Origin of the sequence: Inquilinus sp. CAU 1745, assembly GCF_039839375.1 — a bacterium.
GTDB lineage: Bacteria > Pseudomonadota > Alphaproteobacteria > DSM-16000 > Inquilinaceae > JBDOQU01.
Map to the genome: position 1 here is coordinate 191,899 of NZ_JBDOQU010000003.1, position 22,971 is coordinate 214,869.

Consider the following 22,971-nt stretch of genomic DNA (forward strand, 5'->3'; position numbering starts at 1 on the left):
AAAGGAATCCCCCGCGTGAGTTTGCATTCACGGGATCTGGTATGAGAGTGCGTTACCGGCATTCTTCACGGACGACAGGGGCAAGGCCAACCATCTCGGCATATAGAGCGACCACCTCATCGCCGACCTGCTTGGACGACAATTCCTTCTCGACAATCCGGCGAGAAGCAAGGGCAAAGCGCTCCCTCAGGTGCCTGTCTCGGTAGAGAGCTTCAATCGCATCGGCTAAAGTCCCCGGAGCGTTCGGCGGTACCAGCAGAGCGTTCTCGTCGGCTCGGGCGATCTCCCGGCATCCGGGGACATCCGTGGCGATGATCGGTCGACCGCAGGCCGCCGCTTCCAGGAGGCTCTTCGGTAGCCCCTCCCCGCCAAGGGACGGTTGTACGGCGACATGTGCACGCCCCCAGACAGTTCGAACATCATCAACATGTCCCAACCATTCAATTCCAGGTTCGGACGCCCAGGCGTTCAATTGGCTATCCGTGAATGACGCCGGATTGTGTGGGTCTGGGCCACCGGCCAGCAGCATCACAACGTTGCACCCACGCCTGCGCAAGAGCCGATGCGCCTCGACGGCGACATCGATCCCCTTTATCGCCAGCATGCGACTGACCACGGCTATCGTGAACGGACCTTCTTCCGGTTCGGGACTCGAATTAAAATGTTCGGTGTCGATACCTGAACCCAGGATGACGCACGACTTGTGCTTCGGGACGGAGAGTTCACTTACTAGGAAATCCCGGTCATCGGGGTTCTGGAGAAGAACCCGATCTCGCGGTCTTCCCGCAAGGCGTTCCAGCACATGCCCGAGGATAGCGAGCGTTACTTTCGCCTTCAATGATCTGCTTGAGAATGAATAGCCAAACCCGTTTATGCCGCTCAAGATCGCAGGAACATGAGCGAGACGCGCGGCGGCGGCACCGATAACGACAGGCTTTACGGCAACGTGATGAACGATATCCGGCTTCTCACGTCGGTACAACGCCGCCACCATACGGATCGACTTCAGGAGTTCGAACGGACCAAGCGCGCGGCGCGTCCAGTCGAGAGCGTGGACATCGATTCCGTGCGAACGAATTTTGTCGCCATGTCGATTCACCCTGCACGCAACTGCCACATCGAAACCTGCGTCCCGCGCTGCCTCCGCCATCGGCAGGCGGTGAGACCAGAAATACCAGTCCTCCGTCACCAGATAGACTACCTTCGGCCGCCGGGTCGGTGCATCGATCTCGTTCGGAGTCATCGGGGGGATTGGTTCAGTCGAAGGTTTGGCGGATGTCAAAGATGGACGACCCGTCATACCCCATTCCCTACGCCAGAACCATCCGCCAAGACGTTGGCCGGAGATGCAGCGATCATACGGGCCGTTGGTAGAAAAGACTGTTGGAAGTGGTCCTTTTGTGACGCTGAAGGTCGGAACGAATACACTCTCTGTTTGGCAACCTCAAGTTGCTCAAACACCCGGCTAAGTCGTGGTAAGTGTGAAGTGCAATGAGGTGCAATGAAGTGCAACGACAGTAAAAACATACTATTTTCGACGCTTTTTGGGCGCTCTAAGCTTCGGAGAAGTGCAGTTTTGCTTGAGTTTTCCTCCGCGATACTGCGTTGACATCGTAGGGATCACTGGTTCAAACCCCTGTCGCTGAAATCCTGGCCTAGTGGATTGATTCCAACGTTTGGAACCCTCTGTTACGGGCGGCGATGATGTCGTTGGGATCGGCTTTCCAGACGAAGGGCGTCGGGTCGTCGACATTGTATTCCCGGATGAAGCGGTTGATGGCGGCCTGGAGATCGACGACGGAATGGAAGACGCCGTGCTTGAGCCTGCGCCGGGCGAGCTTGGCGAAGAAGCCCTCGACGGCATTGAGCCAGGAGGCGGAGGTCGGTGTGAAGTGGAAGGTCCAGCGCGGATGACGATCGAGCCAGGCTCGGACCTTGTCCTTCTTATGGGCGGCGTAATTGTCGAGGATGACATGGATCGCCTTGTCCGCCGGAACCTCGCGCTCGATGCGGTTGAGGAAGCGGATGAACTCCTGGTGGCGGTGGCGCTGCATGTTCTGCGCGATGACCGTGCCGTCCAGCACGTTGAGCGCGGCGAAGAGCGTCGTCGTGCCGTGCCGTTTGTAGTCATGGGTCATGGCGCCGGCGCGGCCCTTCTTCATGGGCAGGCCGGGCTGGGTACGGTCGAGCGCCTGGATCTGCGACTTCTCGTCGACGCTCAGCACTACGGCATGCGCGGGCGGCGATACGTAGAGGCCGACGATATCGTGGAGTTTCTCGGCGAAGGCCGGGTCATTGGAGAGCTTGAAGCGCCGCCAGCGGTGCGGACTGAAGCCGTGGGCCTTCCAGATCGCCTGCACCGTCGACGCCGCGATGCCGGCGACCTTCGCCATCGCGCGCAACGTCCAGTGGGTCGCCTCGTGCGGCGGCCCTTCCTGCGTCAGGCGGACGATCTCGGCGACGCGCGCCGGCGAGACCGGCATCTTGCCGGGCGGACGGGACCGGTCGCGAAGCAGGCCGTCGACGCCCTCGTGCATAAACCGCTCCTGCCAGCGCCAGACGCAGGTCTTGGACTTGCCCGTCTCGGTCATGATCGCCGAGGTGCCCAGACCCTCGCCGCTCAGCAGGACGATACGGGCCCGCCAGACATGCTTCTGTCGGCTCTTGGGGTCCGCGACGAGGCCGCGCAATCGCTGACGGTCGCCGGCGGATACGGTGAAGGAGATGCCACTGCGCATCCCTCGGACTCGCACATCAGCGCACCAACGGGAATCCCGAAACGGACTCTTTTGATCCGATCAATCCACTAGAGGAAAAGGTAGTAACCAGCTGCCTTCAGCAATCTTGTGGATCAGACGCAGCGCATTCTGGCGCACTGAGGAGAAGCATGGCGACTATTCGAGGAGAAGGCGACCATCGGAACGTCCGACATGGAGCAGAACCATCCCGCTCTCAGGCACCCTTCCGAACGCCTCGCTCCCGTCCAAACCCGCTGTCCTTGACGCCGCCGAACGATGGTTGAACGGCGACTGCACGGTAGGTGTCGACTCACATCACACCGGTATGCATGCGCGGGAGACGCGGTGCACGCGCCTGATCTCCTGCGACCGAAGATGATGTTCGACGATTCGCGCCGAGCTTCAGAGTGACCGGATAAGGTTGCGCCCCGGTGGCAGCCGCGATCTCGCGGCCCGCGCCATCGCTGCCGTGAGACTGGCCTTGTCGAGCCCTCCATAGGAAACCAGCGCCCGCCCGGTCCGTGCGTCCCCGGTTGACGACGCCAGCGAGGAACCCCGCCTTGTCCATAAGCGAGCAGAACTCGAGCGTGGCCGCGGACGCATGATCAGATGGCTTCACGACTACGGAGTTACCTGCCGCCAAAGCCATCGGTAGCATATTGGCGAGCGCCAACCATCGGCGAGTTCCAGGCAGTGATGATGCCGATGACGCCAAGAGGCTCCAGTGAGGCGTAGTCAAAAAATCGCGCCGGTCGAGCGGACCCACCTTGTCCCAGATCTTGTCCGAAAGCGGCTGGCGCCGAAGCCCGAAGCTTCGATCGAGGGAGCGACAGGGAACCGCTGCCGAGGGGATCGGGCCACGCCTCCCGTTGGGACAATTTGGGACAAAGAGAAAAAATTCTGGTGCATTCTCAAGCATTGACGTGCATGAGAAATGCAGTTATTTCAAATGTTTAGTGATGTCGTTGTGAGTTCTAAAGAGCTTCCCAAGCTTACGACGAGGGTTCGATTCCCTTCGCCCGCTCCAGCACCCACTCTCACCCAGAATCTCGGATTCTGCGCCTCGTGACGCGATGGGAGCGACATCCGACTTGGCGCAACTTCAGCCCAATCGCCAGATTCCGCTTCTGTCGGCCGCAGCTAAGCGCCCTTCATGGCGCAGTTTCGTTGCGGCCCAGCGCATATCGTAATGCCACGTATAGAAGAGGTTGCCGGAGCGTCTGAGTTCGGATTCATAGTTGGTCCAGATGTGGCGGGCCACGTCAACAACCGTAGCTTGACCACCTGCGGCATTAACGGCAGAGAGAACCCAATCCTTAAGATCTTCTCGAGTACTCATTAGCTCCATCTCCCCTGCGCTAGACTGACCGTAGCTAATACGATAGCTGTACACACTCGTAAAGTGTGCTCAAACGCCTTCCGCGACCATTGAGGGCGCAATCCGCAAGCATGGAGTGGCTTCCTACGGCAAATTACCAGCGATCCCGATGGGGTCGGCCGCTTGGCTTGGTCGCGTTTCCGTGGCAGTCACGGGGGCAGGGCGGCGGTTGTCGCGGCCTTCCTCCACTGCACCGGCCACGGGAACCCATGTCCGCCTATATCGACACCTATTACAAGCGCACCCTGAAGAACGACGATCCCTATCCGGCGCTGGACAGCGACCAGGCCGCCGATGTCTGCATCGTGGGTGGGGGGCTTGCCGGCCTCACAGCCGCGCTTGATCTCGCCCGAAGCGGCCGGCAGGTGATCGTGCTGGAAGCGCAGCGGGTGGCGTGGGGGGCGTCCGGGCGCAATGGCGGCTTCGTGTCGCCGGGCTATTCGGCGTCGCTCGACCACATAAGGCGGGCCGTTGGACCGGACGATTCCGCGGCGCTGATGCGCCTGTCGATCGAAGGTGTGGGCATCGTCGCGGAGAACATCGCTTCTCTCGGCATCGCCGAAGCCAAGCCGGTCTATGGCAGCCTGAAGACCAGCCGCTACGAGAATACCGCCGGCCTGAAGGCGCGGCAGGAGATGATGGAGCGGGATTTCGGATACAGGCTGGAATTCAGGACGCGCGAGGAGGTCAGGGAGGTGCTGCGCTCCCCGAAATATCATCAGGCGCTCTATGATTCAGCGGCGTTCCACTTCCATCCGCTCAACTACGCCCGCGCGCTGGCGAGAGAGATCGTGCGGCTGGGCGGCCGGATTTTCGAGGATTCGGGCGTGACGGCGATGGAACTCGATGGCCCGACGAAGATCATTCGAACGGCCGGGGGCAGCGTCGCCGCTAAGGATGTCGTTATCGCCTGCGGGGGCTACACCGGACGCCTCCTGCCGAAGCTGGCGCGCAGCCATATCCCGATCGCGACCTATGTGCTGCTGACGGAACCGGCCAAGGACCGCATCGCCGAGGCGATCCGCACCAATGCCGCGATCGGCGATGGAAGGCGCGCGGGCGACTATTACCGGCTGGTCGATGACGGGGAGCGAATCCTCTGGGGCGGCAAGATCACCACTCGGACGGCGGAGCCCCGACGCCTTGCCGAACTGCTGACCCGGACCATGGTGTCCACCTATCCTCAGTTGAAGGGGATCGGGGTGGAGACGGCGTGGTCGGGTCTCATGTCCTATGCCCGCCACCTGATGCCCCAGATCGGGAAGCTCCAGCCAGGGGTCTGGTATTGCATGGGCTTCGGGGGACACGGGATGAACACGACCGCCATCGGCGGGCGGGTCGTCGCGGAGGCGATTGCCGGAAAGGACGACCGCTACCGGCGGTTCGCCCCCTTCGGCCTTGTCTGGAACGGCGGACCGGCCGGCGTCGCCGCCGTCCAGCTTACCTACTGGACGTACCAGATGATGGATTTCCTGAAGGAGCGGCAGGCCGCCTGACGGGCCGCTCCCCGACTTTCCCGGGGAGCGGCCTGTCCTTCAACTCCCTACCGGAGCGGCGGCGCGTACATCAGGCCGCCATCGGTCCACAGCGCGTTCATTCCCCGCTCCAGGCCGAGCGGCGTGTCGACGCCGACATTGCGCTCGAAGATCTCGCCGTAATTGCCCACGGCGAGAAGCACCTGGACCAGCCAGTCCTCGGAAACGCCCAGCGATTCGCCATTGCCGGCGGTCACGCCCAGCATCCGCTGGACATCGGGGTTGGTCGTCGTCGCCGCGATCTCCTCGACATTCTCAGACGTGATGCCTTTCTCCTCGGCCTCGATCAGGCCGTTGACCGTCCACTTGACGATGTCGAAGAACTCATCGTCGCCATGGCGCACGGCCGGGGCCAGCGGCTCCTTGGAGATCACTTCCGGCAGGATGACATAGTCGTCCGGGTTCGGCGCGACGGTCGACCGCATGGAGGCAAGCGCCGAACCATCGGTGGTGTAGACATCGCAGCGGCCGGCGAAGAACGCAGCGTGGGCTTCGTCGACGGCTTCGATGACGACCGGCTCGAACGTCATCTCGTTGGCGCGGAAGAAGTCGGCCAGGTTCAGTTCGGTCGTGGTGCCCATCTGCACGCAGACGGCGGCGCCGTCGAGATCGAGCGCGCTGGTGACGCCCAGCGCCTTGGGAACCAGGAAGCCCTGGCCGTCATAGAAGGTGACCGGCGCGAAGTTCAGCCCCAGCGCAGTATCGCGGGAGATGGTCCAGGTCGTGTTGCGCGACAGGATGTCCACTTCGCCCGACTGCAGGGCGGTGAAACGCTGTTGCGACGTCAGCGGCGAAAATCGAATCGCCTCCGGATCGCCGAGGATGGCGGTGGCGACGGCGCGGCAGACATCCACGTCCAGCCCCGACCAGATGCCCTGGCTGTCGGGGTTGGAGAAGCCGGCGACGCCGGAGCTGACGCCGCATTGGAGATATCCACGTTCGCGGATCGCATCCAGCGTCTCGCCGGCGAAGGCCGGCATGGTCGCGCCGGCGGCGGTGGCGATGACCGCGCCTGCGGTCAGGATCGCTCTATAGGTCACGGGTTTTTCCTTTGTTCGATATCGTTACCGGAACGGCTTCGCATTCCGGCAGGGGGTTTGCAAGTTCAGTGAACATTTTCCGGTCCGTCAGAGGCTGATCTTGCTCGATCACAAGGCTTTCCGGAATGTCAGGTTGATCCGCCTGCGTCCCAGCGCCGGATGGTCGCCGTCCTTCAGCGCGAGAACGCCGTGATAGTGGAGGCGCGAGGAGCCGCCCCAGACGGCCACGTCGCCATGCTGGAGGGGGATCCGGCGCGGCTTGTCGGACCGTTTCGGCCCGCCGAACTGGAAGGTCGCGGGAAGCCCCAGCGAGACGGAGACGATCGGCTGGTCGAAATCGCGCTCGTCCCTGTCCTGATGCAGCGACAGGCGCGCGCCGGGCTCGTAGCAATTCACCAGGCAGGCGTCGGGCGCGAAGGACGGGTAGCCGGCGTCGACCGCCGCTTCCGCCGCCAGCCGCCGGAAGGCCGCCGGCATGGCCGGCCAGGGTCTGCCTGTTTCAGGATCGATCGGGTCATAGCGGTAGCCCTTCCGATCGGTCACCCAGCCGGCCTCCCCGCAATTGGTCATGGCGACCGACATCTCGTACCCGCCGGGCGTGACCATCCGCCGGAAGGGCGCCTGGGCCGTCACCTCGTCCAGCGCTTCCAGAAGCGGCCCTTCCAGCGGCAGGGCGCGGCCCCGTAGCAGCACCGCCCCCGGCGCGAGGTTTTCGCGGTCCGGCGAGGCGAACAGGTCTTCCGTCATCCGATACGGTCGATCAGCGCCACGGCGGCCGCCGGATTGCGCTCCTTGAAGCCGCTGATGACGTAGAGGAAGACGTCGCGCGCGCCCTTGGGCGCTGAATCTTTCGGCGCGACCGTCTCCAGATCGTGGGGCGCGGCGCCGGAAGCCCAACTCCGCGCCCGCTTCGTCCATGCGTCCAGCGCCTTGGCGGTATAGCCCTCCTTCTCGCCTTCGGACGTGCCCATGATCCGTGCGTAGACGAAGGGCGCGGTGATGTCGGGGATCACCGGATGGTCGCTGTCGCCGGCGCAGATCACCGCCACCTCATGCTCCCGCGCCAGCGCGACGAAGTCCGGATGCCGGAAGCTGTCATGCCGCACCTCCACCGCGTGGCGCAGCGCGCGACCCTCGACGCTCTTCGGCAGCAGCTTCAGGAACGCGGCGAAATCGTCCGGATCGAACTTCTTCGTCGCCATGAACTGCCAGTTGATCGGCCCCAGCTTGTCCCTCAGCTCCACGATGCCGCTGGTCAGGAACCGCTCGACCGATTCGCCGGAATCGGCCAGCACGCGGCGATTGGTGGCGAAGCGCGGGCCCTTCAGCGCGAAGACGAAACCGTCGGGCGTCTCGTCATGCCATTTGGCGAAGCTTTCCGGCTTCTGCGATCCGTAATAGGTGCCGTTGATCTCGATCGAGTTCAGCTTGCGGCTGGCATATTCCAGCTCCCGCTTCTGCACCAGCCCTTCGGGATAGAAGGTTCCGCGCCACGGCTCATAGGTCCATCCGCCGATCCCGATGCGGATGGCGGGCTTGCTCTCTTTCGGCATCGCTGGATTCTCCTGGTGTCGGGCGGCAGGCAGGATAGAACAGGCAGCGGGCCGAAACACTCCGTCTCTTGCTCTCTTGGGGAAGTCGTGCTTCCTCACAAGGGCCATGCCCGTCGCCTCCGACCTCGATTCCATCATCTTCTGGCTCGACCTGATCGGAGTCGTCGTCTTTGCGGTGTCGGGCGCGCTCACCGCCTCACGCAAGCAGATGGACGTGGTGAGCTTCGCGCTGATCGCCACCGTGACCGGGATCGGCGGCGGGACGATCCGTGACGTGCTGCTGGACCGTACGCCGGTCTTCTGGATCGCGAACCCGTTCTATCTGGCGATCGGCTGCGGCGCGGCGCTGATCGTCTTCTTCACCGCCCATGTGGTCGAATCGCGATATCGCGTCCTCCTGTGGGCGGATGCGGCTGGGCTCGGCCTCTTCTGCGTCATCGGCGCCGAAACGGCGCTGGCCTCGGGTGCGCCGGTCGGCGTCGCCGTGCTGATGGGGGTGATCACAGCCACCTTCGGCGGCCTTGTCCGCGACGTGCTGTGCGCCGAGGTGCCGCTGATCCTGCGGCGGGAGATCTACGCCACGGCCGCCGCTTTGGGCGCGGCGACCTATTGCCTGTTGGACGCGCTCGGCGTCGGGCGGGACCTGACCGTCATCCTCGCCTTCCTGGCGGGCTTCGGCCTGCGCGCCGTCGGGCTCGCCTTCGGCCTCTCCCTGCCGGCCTATCGCGGCCGGCCCGGCCGGGACTATGGCGACGGGCGGCCGGACTGATTCACGATATCCCCCAGCCGGGGGATACGGCGGTTCAGGGCTGTTCCAGGATTGGTCCGCTGAAGACCACCGGGCCGGTTGGCGCGCCGGTGGGGGAACCGCCCTCCGGCTCCAGGCTGACGGCGAAGACCGCGTCGGCCGCCGCGCCGGGCGGAAGCTGGTCGGGCAGGGCGTGCCGAACGGTCTGGTCGGCGTCCAGGAGGCCGAGCGACAGGGGCGGCCGGTCGCCGGCCGCCGACACCAGCCAGAGTTCGAAGCTGTGGTCGGGTTGCGCCCGGTTCTCGATCGGCCGGATCGCCACCTGCCCGCTTTCCAGATCGACGCTCGCCAGCCAGATGGGCCGGTTATCCGCATCGTTCAGCACGGCGACGTAACGGCCCTGGGGTTCCCCGACCGGCGCTGCCAGCACGTAAACCAGCAGCGCCGCCGCGGCAGCGGTCATCGCAAGCGCGGCCCCCCGCCAGACGGCGAGGCTGTCCCACAGTCGGACAAGCGCGCTTTCCCTCGCCGCCGGGGCCGCGGCCGGCGCGGGCCGGCTTCCGCCGGTCGCCTGGTCGATCCGGGCCCAGAGATGGGCCGGCGGCTCCACCTCCGGCGACATCTCCGCCAGCGGCATGAGCCGCCGGTTCCAGTCGTCGACCAGCGCGCGCAACTCCGCGTCCGAGGTCAGGTCGGCCTCGAAGCGGCGGCGCGTCGAGCGGTCCAGCGTGCCGAGGACATATTCCCCGGCCAGCGACACGCGATCCTGCGGTTCCTCGGTCGTCATCGTTCCAGGCAGCTTCTGATGCGGATCAGCCCTCGGCGGACCCAACTCTTGATCGTGCCGACGGGGCTGTCCAGCCGGCGGGCAAGTTCCTCATGCGTATAACCCTGATAGAAAGCCATTACGATGCAGTCGCGCTGCTGCTCCGGCAACTCCCCCAGGCAATGGAGCAGGGCGCGTAGCTCCGCGCTCGCCTCCGCCTGGTGAAGCGGGTCAGGCGCATCGTCCGCCCAATGCTCGCTTCCCGCCACATCGTCGACCGCCGTCTCGCCCTTCCGGCGCAGCACGTCGAGCGCACGATTGCGCACGATCGTCGCCATCCACGCCAGCGGCGAACCCCGGTCGGGCCGGTAGTCGCCGGCGCGCTGCCATACCTTGACGTAAGCATCCTGAACGACCTCTTCGGCCCAATCGCTCCGTCTCAACATACGGACAGCGATGCCGAAAAGTTTCGCGCTCGTCTGGGAATAGAGCTGAGCGAACGCCTGCCGGTCTCCGGCGGCGGTGGATTGCAGCAATTGCTCCAAGGCGATCATGCCTCTCACGGGAACTCCGCCCCTGTTCAGCGAATGAGCATAGCGGTTGACGGCGGCGGGACAAGGCCGGCGAGGCCGGCAACCGCCTTGGCCGCGCCGAATTTCCGGCGGTCCAGAACCTTCCGGCATGGCGCTTATGCGTCGCAGTCGGGTGATTAGACGTTGACATATCGCAGTGCAGCGGCCACCTCTTACGGCGTATTCAAGCCATACCCAGACGCAACTTATTGCGTCGCTCTTCGGCATGAGCGTCGCGGCTCCCGGTCGCGGCCCCGAACCTTGATCTCCCTCATGGAGACGCGCAGGCCAACGGATCGGCGGATAACCGTCCGACCCGATCGTCTTGACGATTCGCCTGAATGGGTTCCGAAGCGCGTCCCGCTCCGGACAAGAGCATGGCTGGGATCGGCGGCGCGACCGGTTCGCGACGCCGTCAACCTGTTAACAGAGGAAAAGGAGAGGGGAATGACCGATCAACCACTCGCTGGACGGACGATCGCGATCCTGGTGGCCAACGGCTTCGAGGAGACGGAGATGACCGAACCGCAGCGCGCGCTTCTTGGCGCGGGCGCGACGCTCAAGCTGGTCTCGTCCGAACAGGGCCTCGTCAATGGCTGGCATGACAGAAGCTGGGGCCATTACTTCCCGGTCGACGTTGCGATCTCCGAGGCGCTGGCCGCGGATTTCGACGGCCTGCTGATCCCCGGCGGCCAGCGCGGCATCGAGAAGCTGGCCCAGAGCGCCCACGTCAAGCGCTTCCTGAAGGGTTTCGTTGACGGCAACAAGCCGGTTGCCGCCGTCGGCCACGCGCCGGCGCTCCTGATCGCCGCGGAGCGGGCGCAGGGCCGCACCGTCGCCGCCAATGAGGAAATCCGGGACCTTCTGTCCCAGGCCGGCGCCACGCTGGCCGGCGAGGAGGAGACCGTCACCATCGATCGCTCGATGATCACCGCGACCAGCGCGGCCGATATGAGGGCCTTCAAGGACGACGTCCTGAAGCTGTTCACCGACGCGATGGACATCCAGGCCGCCGCCTGACCGGATCGGCCGCCGGGCCTTCGGGTCCGGGAAAAGGACAAAAGGCGCGAGCCCATCTGGGCCGCGCCTTTTTCTTTGCGCCGAACCCGGCGTCAGCGCCAGACCGGTTCGCCCAGATTGACCCGTTCCTCATTGGTGAAGGCGCCCGTCGCTCCGCCGACCCCCGCGCCGATCAGGGCGCCGGGAATGGCGCCGACACCGCCGAAGATGGCGCCGACAGCCGCGCCCGTCCCGGCGCCGATGCCCGCGCCGCTGACGGTGCGGTCGCCCGTGGAGGTGCCGCATGCGCCGAGTGCGAGCGCGGCCCCGGCGATCAGGAGAATGCCCGTCTTGTTCCGCATGGCTGCCGTCCTTCTCGGAAGTGTTTCCATGGCATCCTAAACAGGCACGGCCACGCAACGGTTCCGGAAGCGGACCGAGCGGGATGCGGCGCAAGAAAAAGGGACGCCCGAAGGCGTCCCTCTCCCTTGGCGATGGAGCTTCCGGTCAGAAGTCCATGTCGCCCATGTCGGGCATGCCGCCGCCATGGCTGTGGCCGGCCTTCTTTTCCGGCTTTTCGGCGATCATGGCTTCGGTGGTGATGAGCAGCCCGGCGACGGAGGCTGCGTTCTGCAGGCAGGCGCGGACGACCTTGGTCGGGTCGATGACGCCTTCCTTGACCAGATCGCCATACTCGCCGGTCTGGGCGTTGTAGCCGAAGTTGGTGTCGGCCTGCTCGAGCAGCTTGCCGACCACGATCGAGGCGTCGACGCCGGCATTGCTGGCGATCTGCCGGGCCGGGGTCTGCAGCGCCCGGCGGACGATCTCCACCCCGACCTTCTGGTCGGGATTGGCCGGATCGACCTTGGCCAGCGCCTTGATGGCGTAGAGCAGGGCCGAGCCGCCGCCGGCGACGATGCCTTCCTCGACCGCCGCCCGGGTGGCGTGCATGGCGTCGTCGACCATGTCCTTCTTTTCCTTGACCTCGACCTCGGTCGCGCCGCCGACCCGGATCACCGCCACGCCGCCGGCCAGCTTGGCCAGACGCTCCTGCAGCTTCTCCCGGTCATAGTCCGACGAGGTCTCCTCGATCTGCGCCTTGATCTGGCCGATCCGCCCCTCGATGTCGGCCTTGGCCCCGGCGCCGTCGACGATCGTCGTCTCTTCCTTGGTGATCTGCACCTTCTTGGCCGTGCCCAGCATGTCGAGCGTCACCGTCTCCAGCTTGATCCCGAGATCCTCGGAGATCACCTGGCCGCCGGTCAGGATCGCCATGTCCTCGAGCATCGCCTTGCGCCGGTCGCCAAAGCCCGGCGCCTTGACCGCCGCCACCTTCAGACCGCCGCGCAGCTTGTTGACCACCAGGGTCGCCAGCGCCTCGCCCTCGACATCCTCGGCCACGATCAGGAGCGGCCGGGAGGACTGCACCACGGCCTCGAGCACCGGCAGCATCGCCTGCAGGTTCGACAGCTTCTTCTCATGGTAGAGGATGTACGGGTTCTCCAGCTCCGCGACCATCTTCTCCGCATTGGTCACGAAATAGGGCGAGAGGTAGCCGCGGTCGAACTGCATGCCCTCGACGACCTCGAGCTCGGTCTCCAGGCTCTTGGCCTCCTCGACCGTGATCACGCCCTCATTGCCGACCTTCTCCATCGCCTGGGCGATCATGTCGCCGATGGTCTTGTCGCCATTGGCCGAGATCGTGCCGACCTGGGCGATCTCGTTGTTGGTCTCGACCTTGCGGCTGCGCCCCTTGAGGTCCGCCACCACCGCCTCGACCGCCAGGTCGATGCCGCGCTTCAGGTCCATCGGGTTCATGCCCGCGGCCACCGACTTCACGCCCTCGCGGACGATCGCCTGGGCCAGCACCGTCGCCGTCGTCGTGCCGTCGCCGGCCAGGTCGTTGGTCTTCGAGGCGACCTCGCGGACCATCTGCGCGCCCATGTTCTCGAACTTGTCGGAAAGCTCGATCTCCTTGGCCACCGAGACGCCGTCCTTGGTGATCCGCGGCGCGCCGAACGACTTGTCCAGCACCACCATCCTGCCCTTCGGACCCAGCGTCACCTTCACCGCGTCCGCCAGCACGTCAATGCCCCGCAGCATCCGCGAGCGGGCATCAGACGAAAACTTAACTTCCTTGGCTGCCATGTTCATTCACCTTGATGAGAAAGGGAGGGAAACCGACCGGGCGAGATTCAGGCGGCCTTGGCGGCGCGGCTGCCGTCCAGAACGCCGAGGATGTCGCTCTCCTTCATGATCAGGAGGTCCTCGCCGTCGATCTTCACTTCCGTGCCGGACCATTTGCCGAACAGGATGTGGTCGCCGGCCTTGACGTCCAGCGCCTGGAGTGCGCCCTTGTCGTCGCGAACGCCCGCGCCGACGGCGATCACTTCGCCTTCCTGGGGCTTTTCCTTGGCGGTGTCCGGAATGATGATGCCGCCGGTCGTCTTTTCGCTCTGTTCGACCCGGCGGACGAGCACGCGGTCATGCAACGGACGAAAAGCCATGATCTTTCACTCCCTCGATTGATCGGTCGCCGGTGAAGCGCCGATTGACATGCTGATGACGTTCCCCCGAAGCGGCGGGAAGCGCTGCTTTTAGCACTCCTGCCGATCGAGTGCCAACGGATTTGGGAAGCCATTTTTGGGCCGTCAAGAGGCGGAGAACCGAAAAGCCGCGACGGGCCCTATCGGGACGCCTTCAATCGGTCAGCCGGCGGGCGACCTCTTCCCATCGTTCGGCATAGGAACGCCAGATTTTCGCCGCCACCACCGCGACCTGGCGCCTGACCGGTCCGCGCGACAAATGTTCCATGATCGATCCCCGGACCTCCGCCTCGGGCCAGCCGGTCCAGTTCCCGGCGATCGACAGCGTGTTCGAATAGAAGACCGGCGCGACTTCCTCCTTCAGGATCGTCAGCGCCTCGGCCCGGCCGATCCCCGCCTGACGGATGGTCCTGGCGATGGCGTCGTAAGCCGCCGGCTGAAGCTCGGTATCGATGAACAGCTCCGACAGCGCCACCCATACCGGCAGCCGCCGCTCGATCCACACTTCCTTGCTGGTTTCGCCGCTCATCCCGATGACCCTGACATAGGGCGGAATGTCCAACAATCTGACGGCGAAACGAACCAAAATCTGATCGCCCTATTGCCCTTGGCATGACCGTTGATCGAAATCGAGAGAGCAAAGCGTCGACATCCTCAACGGTCTATCTGCAACTGGCGCTGGGGATGACGGCGTTCGGGTCGGCGACGCCGGTCAGCAAGATCGTCACCGCCGCCGTGCCGGTGTTCGTGGCCTCCGCCCTGCGGGTGACGATCGGCGCGCTCGTGCTGGCGCCGTTCGCCCTGCGCAACTGGCGGCAGGTGAAGGGATTCGGTCGGCGGGAATGGCTTCTGGTCGCGTTCATCTCCCTCTTCGGGATGTTCGGCTTCTCCGCCCTCATGCTCTACGGCATGAGCATGATCTCCGGTGTCGTCGGCGCGATCGTCATGAGCACCACGCCGGCCGTCACCGCCGCCGCCTCCATGCTCTTCATGGGCGATCGGCCGACCTGGCGGAAGCTGACGGCGGTCACGCTCGCGGTCGGCGGCGTCCTCATCCTCCATCTCGGTCGCCAGGGATCGGGCGGCGGGTCCGGCGGCGGGGGGAATGGCGGCCTGCTCCTCGGGTCGGGCCTCGTCTTCGGCGCGGTCTGCTGCGAGACGGCCTATACCCTGCTGGGCAAGAAGATGTCCGAAAGCGTCGATCCCGTCCTGGTGGCCTTCCTGGCGGCCGTCATCTCCATCCCGGTCTTCCTGCCCTTCGCCCTGTGGCAGTGGGGAAGCTTCGCCGTCGCGGAGACAAGCGGCCGCGTCTGGGCGGCGCTCCTGTGGTACGGGGCGGGGACGCTCGCGCTCGGGACATGGCTCTGGTACTCCGGCCTCGCCAAGGCGGAGGGAGCAGTCGCCGCTGGATTCATGGGGCTGATGCCGGTCTCCGCGCTCGTCCTTTCCTACCTGCTGCTCGATGAGCCGTTCCGCTGGCTGCACCTGCTGGGATTCGGGACGGTGTTCGTCGGCGTGCTGCTGATGTCGTGGGAGCATGCGCGCATGAGTCGGCGGGCTTGGCAATCTGGCAGCACTTAACGTCTTGCGCTGCTAATCAATTGATATTGATGGTTTTTCTTGCGGAAGCGGGAAATTCAAGTGACACTTCAATGAACAAAAAGGAACGGCGCGACAGGCCGGTGAGGCGGTCAACAGCAGGAAGGGAGACCTCAAGACTCATGAGCAACCTGTCCTTGCAGCTTCGCGGCTACCGGCTGACGACAGCGGAGATCCTCTATCACCTGCCCGATCATCCGGGCCTGCTCCAGAGCTTTATCTGGCAGCATCTGGACATCGCCCCCTCCTTCCCGGAATTGCGGCGCTTCCTGGATTTCTGGGCGCGCGAGATCGAGGGTCGGCTTCATTCGGTGAAGGTCGCCCATGCCGGGCTGGTGACGCCGGGCGAACTCCGCCATTTCGACGGTGAGATGAGGCTGCATTAGATCGTTCTTGGCCGATCGGGGCTTTGCCGGGTGCGTTCCCGCGCCTATGTGAAGGGTGCCAATCTCATCAATCCCCGAACGAAGGACGATCCTGCCCGTGAGATATCTGCACACCATGGTCCGGGTGACGGACATCGACGCATCCCTGCGCTTCTACAACCTGCTGGGCCTGAACGAGGTCAAGCGGATGGAGAACGAGAAGGGGCGGTTCACGCTCGTCTTCCTGGCCGCGCCGGGGAACGAGGATGCGAAGGTCGAGCTGACCTACAATTGGGATCCGGAGGAATATTCCGGCGGCCGGAACTTCGGCCATCTGGCCTATGAGGTCGAGGACATCTACGCCCTTTGCCAGAAGCTCCAGGACAATGGCGTCACCATCAACCGCCCGCCCCGCGACGGGCACATGGCGTTCGTCCGGTCGCCCGACGACATCTCCGTCGAACTGCTGCAGAAGGGCGAATCCCTGCCGCCGAAGGAGCCGTGGGCGTCGATGCCCAACACCGGCGAATGGTGACCCTCTCCGCTTGACCGGCGGCCGCCCCTCTCTTGCCTGGAGGGGGGCGCTTGCGGCATGGTGCGGCCGCTTTCCGCACCGACTCCAATTCCGAGGACAGAAATGAGCGACGCCACCTACGACGTGATCGTCATCGGCAGTGGCCCCGGCGGCTATGTCTGCGCCATCCGCTGCGCACAGCTCGGCCTGAAGACGGCCTGCGTCGAGGGGCGCGAGACGTTGGGCGGCACCTGCCTCAATGTCGGCTGCATCCCGTCCAAGGCGATGCTTTATGCTTCCGAGAAGTATGAGGAGGCGCGCGATCATCTGGGCGCGTTCGGCGTCAAGGTCGGCAAGGTCGATCTGGATCTGAAGGCGCTGATGGCCCACAAGGACGGCGTCGTGAAGGCGAACACCGGCGGCGTGGAGTTCCTGTTCAAGAAGAACAAGATCGACTGGCTGAAGGGCTGGGCGAAGTTCACCGCCAAGGACATGGTCGAGGTCGCCGGCAAGAGCTACAAGGCCAAGAACATCATCATCGCCAGCGGCTCCGACGTCGCGCCGCTGAAGGGCGTGGAGGTCGACGAGGATCGCATCGTCAGCTCGACCGGCGCCCTCGCCCTGCCGGGCGTTCCCAAGCATCTGGTGGTCATCGGCGGCGGCTATATCGGGCTGGAGATGGGGTCGGTCTGGCGTCGGCTGGGCGCGGAGGTGACGGTGGTGGAGTTCCTCGACCGCATCCTGCCCGGCATGGACGGCGAAATCTCCAAACAGATGCAGCGCACGCTGGGCAAGTCCGGCATGAAGTTCAAGCTGGCGACCAAGGTCACCGGGGCCAAGGCTTCGAAGAAGGGCGTCAGCCTGACGCTGGAGCCGGCCAGGGGCGGGGATTCGGAGACGCTGGAAGCGGACTACGTGCTTCTGGCGATAGGCCGCAAGCCGCGTACCGAAGGGCTGGGGCTTGAGGCGATCGGCGTCGAGCTGGACGAGCGCGGGCGCATCAAGACCGATGGCCACTTCGCCACCAATGTGGACGGCGTCTACGCCATTGGCGACGTGATCGTCGGGCCGATGCTGGCGCACAAGGCCGAGGAGGAGGGCGTCGCCCTGGCGGAAAGCCTTGCCGGCCAGAAGGGTCATGTGAATTACGAGGCCATCCCCGGCGTGGTCTATACTTGGCCGGAAGCGGCCTCCGTCGGCAAGACGGAGGAGCAGTTGAAGGAGGAAGGCCGGGAGTACAAGTCCGGCAAGTTCCCCTTCACCGCCAACGGCCGCGCCCGTGCGATGAACGCGACCGATGGTTTCGTCAAGGTGCTGGCCGACAAGAAGACGGACCGCGTTCTGGGCATCCACATCATGGGCGCGGAGGCCGGGACGATGATCGCCGAATGCGCCATGGCGATGGAGTTCGGCGCGTCGGCGGAAGATATCGCCCGGACCTGCCACGCCCATCCGACGCTGAACGAGGCGGTGAAGGAGGCGGCGCTGGCCGTCGACGGCAGGCCGCTGCATATCTGACCGATCCCCCGAGCGGGATTACTATCTGATGATCCCTCCGCGGGATCAGGGGCGGCCCGCATGACCGAAACGATGTCCCGGCGCAAGCGGCTGGCCTTCCTGGTCCTCGGCTGGGGGCTGGTCGTTTTGGGCGTCGCCGGCATCTTCCTGCCGTTTCTCCAGGGCCTCCTCTTCCTGCTGATCGGGCTGATCCTGCTGGCCCGCGTCCAGCCCTGGGCGCGGGCGCTGGTGGTCAGGACGCGCCGCCGCTACCCGGCGGTCAACCGCGCCCATTCCTTCGCCGAACGGAAGGCCGACGCGCTGGTCGCGTGGTTTCGTGGGCGGCGTATCAGGTAGCGGGCTGCTTCCGCGCCCGCGGATGGGCGTCGGCATAGATATCCAGCAGCCGCGAATCGTCCACTTCGGTGTAGCGCTGGGTGGTGGAGAGCGAGCTGTGGCCCAGCAGCTCCTGGATCGCCCGCAGATCCCCGCCATCATGCAGGATGTGGGTCGCGAAGCTGTGGCGCAGCGCGTGCGGCGTCGCGGTGGCCGGCAGGCCCAGCGCAGACCGCAGGACCCGCATCTGCCGTTCGGCGACGCCTGGGTTGAGCCTGCCGCCCCGCACGCCGACGAAGAGCGGCGCATTGCTGGTAGCCGGGTGAGGGCAGGCGGCGCGATAGGCTTCGATTGTCGCGATCACCTCCGGCAGAAGGGGAACCTGGCGTTGCTTTCGGCCCTTGCCGATGACCGTCAGCGCGCCCTTTTCCGGCAGGTCGCCCATATCGAGCGCCAGGGCCTCTCCCAGTCGCAGGCCGCTGCCATAGAGCAGCGCGAAGAGGGCGCTGTCGCGGAGACCGACCCAGCCTTCCGCCGGCATCGCGGCGGCCACGTCCAGCACCTTCAGCGCGTCCCCGGCCGCCAGCGGCTTGGGCAGGCTGCGCGGCAGCTTCGGATTGCTCAAGGACGCAAGTGCGGGATTGTGCAGGGTTCCCGCCCGGTCGAGATGGGCGAAGAAGCTGCGCACGCCCGACAGGTTCCGCGCGCGGCTGACGGCCCCCGCCCCGCGCCCCGCCCGTCGGGCGAGATAGGAGCGGAAGTCGCCGAGCGTGAAATCGCCCAGATCATTGAGGCCGGGCGGGCGGCCCAGATGATCCCGGGCGAAGGTGAGGAAGGCGACAAGGTCGGTCCAGTAGGCCCTGACGGTGTGACTGGAGGCCGCCTTCTCCACCTCCAGCCACCGCCGCCAGCGGCCGGCGGCGGCGGCCGTGTCGGCAGCGCAGAGGAAGGTGAGGCCGCCGGCGTCGGCCACGGCGGCCTCACCGGCGGTCACGCCGGCAGGTCGAGCCATGAGCCGATGCACCGTTCCAGCACACGGGCCATGAAGCTCATCAACTCCGTGCGCATGCCTTCATGGAACATGTCCGGCTCCCGCGATCCCAGCGCCAGCAGGCAGGGCGGCGTGTCGGCGGAGATCGCCAGCCGCACCAGCGCCTGGCTGCGGACGAGGCCGGCTCCCGCGCCGAAGATCGCCTCCGATCCAGCTATGTCGCCCTGGAGCAGGGCTTCGCGATGGGCCAGATGCTGTTCCACGAACCCTTCGTCGACCACCCTGATCCCCGACGCCAGGGCCTGCGGCAGGTCTTGCCCGTTCGATTCGATCAGCAGACAGGCGACATCGAGGTCCAGCAGCACGGCCAGGTCCGTGGTGATGGTCTGGATAAGCTGCTCGAAATTGCGCGCGTCCAGCAGGAACAGGATGGCGGCGTGGACGCGGTTCTGGCTGTTGTGGTTGGCCCGGCTGGCGCTGATGATCGCCCGTTGCTGGCCCTTCAGCCGGTCGACCTCCGACCGCAGCCTCTCGACCATGAAGGATTGCAGGTCGACCACCCCGTCCGGACGGTCGGGGGTGGGGGCGGCCATGCGCGCCACCACCTCCGGATGGTCGATCAGGAAATCGGGATGGGCGTTGAGGTAGGCCGCGACCTCGCCCTCCGTCACCACGGAGTCCGCGGCGCGTTCGTCGCTTCGGCGGGTTTCCTGAACCATGCGGCGTCTCGCCTGCCCCTTTTTCCCCTGATCCGGCCGCTCAGGCCTGCTTCTTGATCGGCTGCACGTCGTCGCCAAGGATCGTCTGGCCGCTCTTCGCCCAGTCGGCCAGGAACGCCTCCAGCCCCTTGTCGGTCAGCGGGTGCTTATAGAGCTGGCGCAGCACGGTCGGCGGCATGGTCGCCACATGAGCCCCCATCTTGGCGGCGGAGATGACGTGCTGCGGCCCGCGGATGGAGGCGACCAGCACTTCCGTCGTGATCTCGGGATACATGTCGTAGATCTGGACGATGTCGGCGATCAGCTCCATGCCGTCCTGGCCGATATCGTCCAGCCGGCCGACGAAGGGGCTGATGAAGGTCGCGCCCGCCTTGGCCGCCAGGATCGCCTGCGCCGCGGAGAAGCAGAGCGTCACATTGACCATGGTGCCGTCGTCGGAGAGGCGCTTGCAGGTCTTGAGTCCGTCCGGCGTCAGGGGCACCTTCACCGCCACGTTGGGGGCGATCTTGGCAAGGGCCTTGCCCTCAGCCAGCATGGTGTCAAAGTCGGTCGCGGCGACCTCCGCGCTGACCGGGCCGGGAACGACCTCGCAGACCTCCGCGATCAGGTCCAGGAAGTTCCGGCCGGCCTTGGCGACCAGCGACGGGTTGGTGGTCACGCCGTCCAGCAGGCCGGTGGCGGCAAGGTCGCGAATCTCGTTCAGGTCGGCGGTGTCGATGAAGAATTTCATGATGATCTCGTGTGAATGTCCGGGGGGCCCATTCTCCGGCCCCTGGCGCGTCGAACGAACGTCCCGGCGATTGTAGCCGATGGACTCCCCCGGTTCCAGTTCCCAGGCCGATGCCCAGGCGGCCGAAGCGGACGGCCCGCGCCGCCGCGTGCGCGTGCTGCTGCCCCTGCCGCTGGCGGAAGCCTACGATTACGCGGTGCCGGAGGGGATGGCGCTTGCGGCCGGAGACTGCGTTCTTGTGCCGCTGGGCAGCCGGGAACTGACCGGCGTCGTCTGGGGGGAAGGCGGCGGCGATCTTCCCGACAAGCGGCTGAAGGAGGTGCTGGCCCGCCACGACGCGCCGCCGATCCCCGAGGCCAGCCGGCGATTCGTCGATTGGGTGGCGAACTATGTGATGAGCCCGCCGGGCGCCGTCCTGCGGATGTGCATCAGCACGCTCTCCGCGCTCAACCCGCCGAAGCCGACCCAGGCGTATCGGGCGGCGGACGGCGGATCGGTGGCGGGAAAGTTGACCCCCGCGCGCCGCCGGGTGTTGGCGGTGCTGGAAGACGGACCGCCGCGCCTGCCGGCGGAGCTGGCGCGGGAGGCCGGCTGCGGGACCGGCGTGCTGAAGGGCATGGCGGAGGCCGGGATGATCGAGGCGGTGGCCCTGCCGGCGCGGCTGAACCTTCCCTTGCCGGACTGGAGCCAGGCGGGGGCGGCGCTTTCGCCCGATCAGCAGGCGGCGGCCGATATGCTGGCCGGGCAGGTCAGGGAGGGCGGCTATAGCGCGACGGTGCTGGACGGCGTCACCGGGTCCGGCAAGACGGAGGTCTATTTCGAGGCGATCGCCGCCGCGCTGGAGGCGGGCCGGCAGGTGCTGGTGCTGCTGCCGGAGATCGCGCTTTCGGCGCAATGGCTGGAACGGTTCGCCCGGCGCTTCGGCGCGCCGCCGGCCGAATGGCATTCCGACCTCACGGGCGCGCGCCGCCGGCTGACCTGGCGGGCGGTCGCCGAAGGCTCGGCGAAGGTCGTCGTCGGCGCGCGCTCGGCCCTCTTCCTGCCCTTCCCCGGTCTGGGGCTGATCGTCGTCGACGAGGAGCACGAGACGGCCTTCAAGCAGGAGGACGGGGTCATCTACCACGCCCGGGACATGGCGGTGGTGCGGGCGCATCTGGGGGAGATCCCGATCGCCCTGGTCTCCGCCACCCCGGCGCTGGAGACGGTGGTCAACGCCGACCAGGGCCGCTATCGGCGGCTCCATCTGCCCGACCGGCATGCGGGCGCAACCCTGCCGGCGCTGGAGACGATCGATCTCAGGCAGGACAAGCCGGAGCGTCAGCGCTTCCTCTCACCGACGCTGAAGCAGGCGGTGGCGGAGACGCTGGCGGGGGGGGAGCAGGCGATGCTGTTCCTGAACCGCCGGGGTTATGCCCCGCTGACGCTCTGCGATTCCTGCGGTCACCGGCTAGAGTGCCCGAACTGCACGGCCTGGCTGGTCGAACACCGGTTGGCGGGCCGCCTGCAATGCCACCATTGCGGCTATGGCGAACGCCTGCCTTCCGTCTGCCCGACCTGCGAAGCCCCCGACAGCTTCCGCGCCTGCGGGCCCGGGGTGGAGCGGATCGCCGAGGAGGTGGCCGAATGCTTTCCCGACGCCCGCACGATTGTGATGGCGTCGGACCTGATCCACGGGCCCGCCCAGGCCGCCGACCTCATTCGCCGCATCCAGGAGAGGGAGGTCGATTTGATCATAGGAACGCAGCTCGTCGCCAAGGGGCACCATTTCCCGCTGCTGACCTTGGTCGGCGTGGTCGATGCCGATCTGGGCCTGTCGGGCGGCGACCTCAGGGCCAGCGAGCGGACCTTCCAGCTTCTCCAGCAGGTGTCGGGACGCGCCGGGCGGGCGGAACGGCCCGGCCGGGTACTGCTCCAGACCCACATGCCGGAACATCCGGTGCTGGGCGCGCTGGTCGCCGGCGATCGGGACGGCTTCCTGGCGCAGGAGGCCGAGGCGCGGGAGATGCGGCTGCTGCCGCCCTTTGGCCGGCTGGCGGCGCTGATCGTCTCCGGCCCTCACGCCGGGGATGTCGACCGTGTCGCCCAGGCGCTTGGCCGGACCGCGCCGCGCGGGAAGGGGATCGACGTGCTGGGGCCCGCGCCCGCGCCGCTTTCCGTGCTGCGCGGGCGGCACCGGCGTCGGCTGCTGGTCAAGGCCGATCGCCGGATCGCGCTCCAGCGGACGATCGCCGACTGGCTGACGCGGGTGAAGGTCCCGGGCTCCGTCCGGATCGCGGTCGATATCGACCCCTACAGCTTCCTCTGAAGGCGGTTCGACGGGCTCGCCATGAGGGGGAGGGAAAGCC

24 protein-coding genes are annotated in these 22,971 nt (G+C 66.0%); 9 read left to right on the forward strand and 15 right to left on the reverse strand.

Annotated features, from left to right (window positions below; all coding sequences use genetic code 11):
- Positions 1 to 52: 52 nt before the first annotated feature.
- Positions 53 to 1,243 carry a glycosyltransferase family 4 protein gene (locus tag AAFN89_RS05510; RefSeq protein WP_347536731.1) on the reverse strand — a complete coding sequence of 397 codons (1,191 nt, stop codon included), beginning with the start codon at positions 1,241 to 1,243 and terminating at the stop codon, positions 53 to 55.
- A 412-nt stretch (positions 1,244 to 1,655) separates the two neighbouring features.
- On the reverse strand, positions 1,656 to 2,738 hold the full coding sequence (locus AAFN89_RS05515) for an IS630 family transposase (RefSeq protein WP_347536733.1): 1,083 nt from the start codon (positions 2,736 to 2,738) through the stop codon (positions 1,656 to 1,658).
- A gap of 1,587 nt (positions 2,739 to 4,325) precedes the next feature.
- Here AAFN89_RS05515 and AAFN89_RS05520 point away from each other — a divergent pair.
- A complete protein-coding gene (locus AAFN89_RS05520; protein ID WP_347536735.1) occupies positions 4,326 to 5,612 on the forward strand; it encodes an FAD-binding oxidoreductase in 1,287 nt (428 codons plus the stop codon).
- Between the two features lie 47 nt (positions 5,613 to 5,659).
- On the opposite strand, the gene AAFN89_RS05525 is transcribed toward AAFN89_RS05520, so the two are convergent.
- The 3 genes from AAFN89_RS05525 to AAFN89_RS05535 form a co-directional block, all read right to left on the reverse strand.
- Entirely contained in the window at positions 5,660 to 6,631 is a 972-nt protein-coding gene (locus tag AAFN89_RS05525) for an amino acid ABC transporter substrate-binding protein (protein WP_347537037.1), read from the reverse strand.
- Between the two features lie 168 nt (positions 6,632 to 6,799).
- Positions 6,800 to 7,438, reverse strand: a complete 639-nt coding sequence (gene alkB / locus AAFN89_RS05530) for a DNA oxidative demethylase AlkB (RefSeq protein WP_347536738.1) — start codon at positions 7,436 to 7,438, stop codon at positions 6,800 to 6,802.
- Positions 7,435 to 8,244 (reverse strand): DUF72 domain-containing protein, encoded by an 810-nt coding sequence (locus AAFN89_RS05535; protein WP_347536740.1) that lies wholly within the window; start codon positions 8,242 to 8,244, stop codon positions 7,435 to 7,437. The genes alkB and AAFN89_RS05535 overlap by 4 nt, the downstream gene beginning before the upstream one ends.
- A gap of 106 nt (positions 8,245 to 8,350) precedes the next feature.
- Here AAFN89_RS05535 and AAFN89_RS05540 point away from each other — a divergent pair, with 106 nt between their 5' ends.
- A complete protein-coding gene (locus AAFN89_RS05540) occupies positions 8,351 to 9,013 on the forward strand; it encodes a trimeric intracellular cation channel family protein (RefSeq protein ID WP_347536742.1) in 663 nt (220 codons plus the stop codon).
- A gap of 34 nt (positions 9,014 to 9,047) precedes the next feature.
- Here AAFN89_RS05540 and AAFN89_RS05545 read toward each other — a convergent pair whose 3' ends face one another.
- Together AAFN89_RS05545 and AAFN89_RS05550 are read right to left on the reverse strand one after the other, a co-directional pair.
- Positions 9,048 to 9,779: an anti-sigma factor gene (locus AAFN89_RS05545; RefSeq protein WP_347536744.1), complete on the reverse strand. Its 732-nt coding sequence runs from the start codon at positions 9,777 to 9,779 to the stop codon at positions 9,048 to 9,050.
- Complete coding sequence (locus AAFN89_RS05550; protein ID WP_347537039.1) at positions 9,776 to 10,312, reverse strand: sigma-70 family RNA polymerase sigma factor; 537 nt, start codon at positions 10,310 to 10,312, stop codon at positions 9,776 to 9,778. The genes AAFN89_RS05545 and AAFN89_RS05550 overlap by 4 nt, the downstream gene beginning before the upstream one ends.
- 465 nt (positions 10,313 to 10,777) lie before the next feature.
- On the opposite strand from AAFN89_RS05550, the gene AAFN89_RS05555 reads away from it, so the two are divergent.
- Positions 10,778 to 11,350 carry a DJ-1/PfpI family protein gene (locus tag AAFN89_RS05555; protein ID WP_347536746.1) on the forward strand — a complete coding sequence of 191 codons (573 nt, stop codon included), beginning with the start codon at positions 10,778 to 10,780 and terminating at the stop codon, positions 11,348 to 11,350.
- Between the two features lie 92 nt (positions 11,351 to 11,442).
- Here AAFN89_RS05555 and AAFN89_RS05560 read toward each other — a convergent pair whose 3' ends face one another.
- The 4 genes from AAFN89_RS05560 to AAFN89_RS05575 all read right to left on the reverse strand — a co-directional run bounded on the left by AAFN89_RS05560 (position 11,443) and on the right by AAFN89_RS05575 (position 14,461).
- A complete protein-coding gene (locus AAFN89_RS05560) occupies positions 11,443 to 11,691 on the reverse strand; it encodes a YMGG-like glycine zipper-containing protein (RefSeq protein WP_347536748.1) in 249 nt (82 codons plus the stop codon).
- Positions 11,692 to 11,836: 145 nt separating this feature from the next.
- Positions 11,837 to 13,477: a chaperonin GroEL gene (gene groL / locus AAFN89_RS05565; protein WP_347536750.1), complete on the reverse strand. Its 1,641-nt coding sequence runs from the start codon at positions 13,475 to 13,477 to the stop codon at positions 11,837 to 11,839.
- A gap of 47 nt (positions 13,478 to 13,524) precedes the next feature.
- Positions 13,525 to 13,836, reverse strand: a complete 312-nt coding sequence (gene groES / locus AAFN89_RS05570; RefSeq protein WP_347536752.1) for a co-chaperone GroES — start codon at positions 13,834 to 13,836, stop codon at positions 13,525 to 13,527.
- A 193-nt stretch (positions 13,837 to 14,029) separates the two neighbouring features.
- Positions 14,030 to 14,461: a hypothetical protein gene (locus AAFN89_RS05575; protein ID WP_347536754.1), complete on the reverse strand. Its 432-nt coding sequence runs from the start codon at positions 14,459 to 14,461 to the stop codon at positions 14,030 to 14,032.
- A 26-nt stretch (positions 14,462 to 14,487) separates the two neighbouring features.
- Between AAFN89_RS05575 and AAFN89_RS05580 the strand changes: the two genes are divergently transcribed.
- On the forward strand, positions 14,488 to 15,456 hold the full coding sequence (locus AAFN89_RS05580; RefSeq protein WP_347536756.1) for a DMT family transporter: 969 nt from the start codon (positions 14,488 to 14,490) through the stop codon (positions 15,454 to 15,456).
- A 16-nt stretch (positions 15,457 to 15,472) separates the two neighbouring features.
- On the opposite strand, the gene AAFN89_RS05585 is transcribed toward AAFN89_RS05580, so the two are convergent.
- A complete protein-coding gene (locus tag AAFN89_RS05585) occupies positions 15,473 to 15,598 on the reverse strand; it encodes a hypothetical protein (RefSeq protein WP_347536758.1) in 126 nt (41 codons plus the stop codon).
- Between AAFN89_RS05585 and AAFN89_RS05590 the strand changes: the two genes are divergently transcribed.
- The 4 genes from AAFN89_RS05590 to AAFN89_RS05605 all read left to right on the forward strand — a co-directional run bounded on the left by AAFN89_RS05590 (position 15,597) and on the right by AAFN89_RS05605 (position 18,207).
- Positions 15,597 to 15,860, forward strand: coding sequence for an usg protein (locus AAFN89_RS05590; RefSeq protein WP_347536760.1), 264 nt, complete (start codon positions 15,597 to 15,599; stop codon positions 15,858 to 15,860). The two genes, AAFN89_RS05585 and AAFN89_RS05590, sit on opposite strands and share 2 nt — an antisense overlap.
- 97 nt (positions 15,861 to 15,957) lie before the next feature.
- Positions 15,958 to 16,374, forward strand: coding sequence for a VOC family protein (locus AAFN89_RS05595; RefSeq protein ID WP_347536763.1), 417 nt, complete (start codon positions 15,958 to 15,960; stop codon positions 16,372 to 16,374).
- Positions 16,375 to 16,476: 102 nt separating this feature from the next.
- Complete coding sequence (lpdA, locus tag AAFN89_RS05600) at positions 16,477 to 17,871, forward strand: dihydrolipoyl dehydrogenase (RefSeq protein WP_347536765.1); 1,395 nt, start codon at positions 16,477 to 16,479, stop codon at positions 17,869 to 17,871.
- A 60-nt stretch (positions 17,872 to 17,931) separates the two neighbouring features.
- On the forward strand, positions 17,932 to 18,207 hold the full coding sequence (locus tag AAFN89_RS05605; protein ID WP_347536767.1) for a PGPGW domain-containing protein: 276 nt from the start codon (positions 17,932 to 17,934) through the stop codon (positions 18,205 to 18,207).
- Here AAFN89_RS05605 and AAFN89_RS05610 read toward each other — a convergent pair.
- From AAFN89_RS05610 to fsa, 3 genes are read right to left on the reverse strand one after another with little or no spacing between them, the layout of a single operon-like run.
- Positions 18,200 to 19,198 (reverse strand): tyrosine recombinase XerC, encoded by a 999-nt coding sequence (locus AAFN89_RS05610; protein ID WP_347536769.1) that lies wholly within the window; start codon positions 19,196 to 19,198, stop codon positions 18,200 to 18,202. The genes AAFN89_RS05605 and AAFN89_RS05610 overlap by 8 nt on opposite strands.
- On the reverse strand, positions 19,177 to 19,896 hold the full coding sequence (locus AAFN89_RS05615) for a DUF484 family protein (RefSeq protein WP_347536771.1): 720 nt from the start codon (positions 19,894 to 19,896) through the stop codon (positions 19,177 to 19,179). Before AAFN89_RS05615 ends, AAFN89_RS05610 begins: the two co-directional genes overlap by 22 nt.
- 40 nt (positions 19,897 to 19,936) lie before the next feature.
- Positions 19,937 to 20,626, reverse strand: a complete 690-nt coding sequence (fsa, locus tag AAFN89_RS05620; RefSeq protein ID WP_347536773.1) for a fructose-6-phosphate aldolase — start codon at positions 20,624 to 20,626, stop codon at positions 19,937 to 19,939.
- A gap of 79 nt (positions 20,627 to 20,705) precedes the next feature.
- Here fsa and AAFN89_RS05625 point away from each other — a divergent pair, with 79 nt between their 5' ends.
- Entirely contained in the window at positions 20,706 to 22,931 is a 2,226-nt protein-coding gene (locus AAFN89_RS05625; RefSeq protein WP_347536775.1) for a primosomal protein N', read from the forward strand.
- Positions 22,932 to 22,971 lie beyond the last annotated feature (40 nt).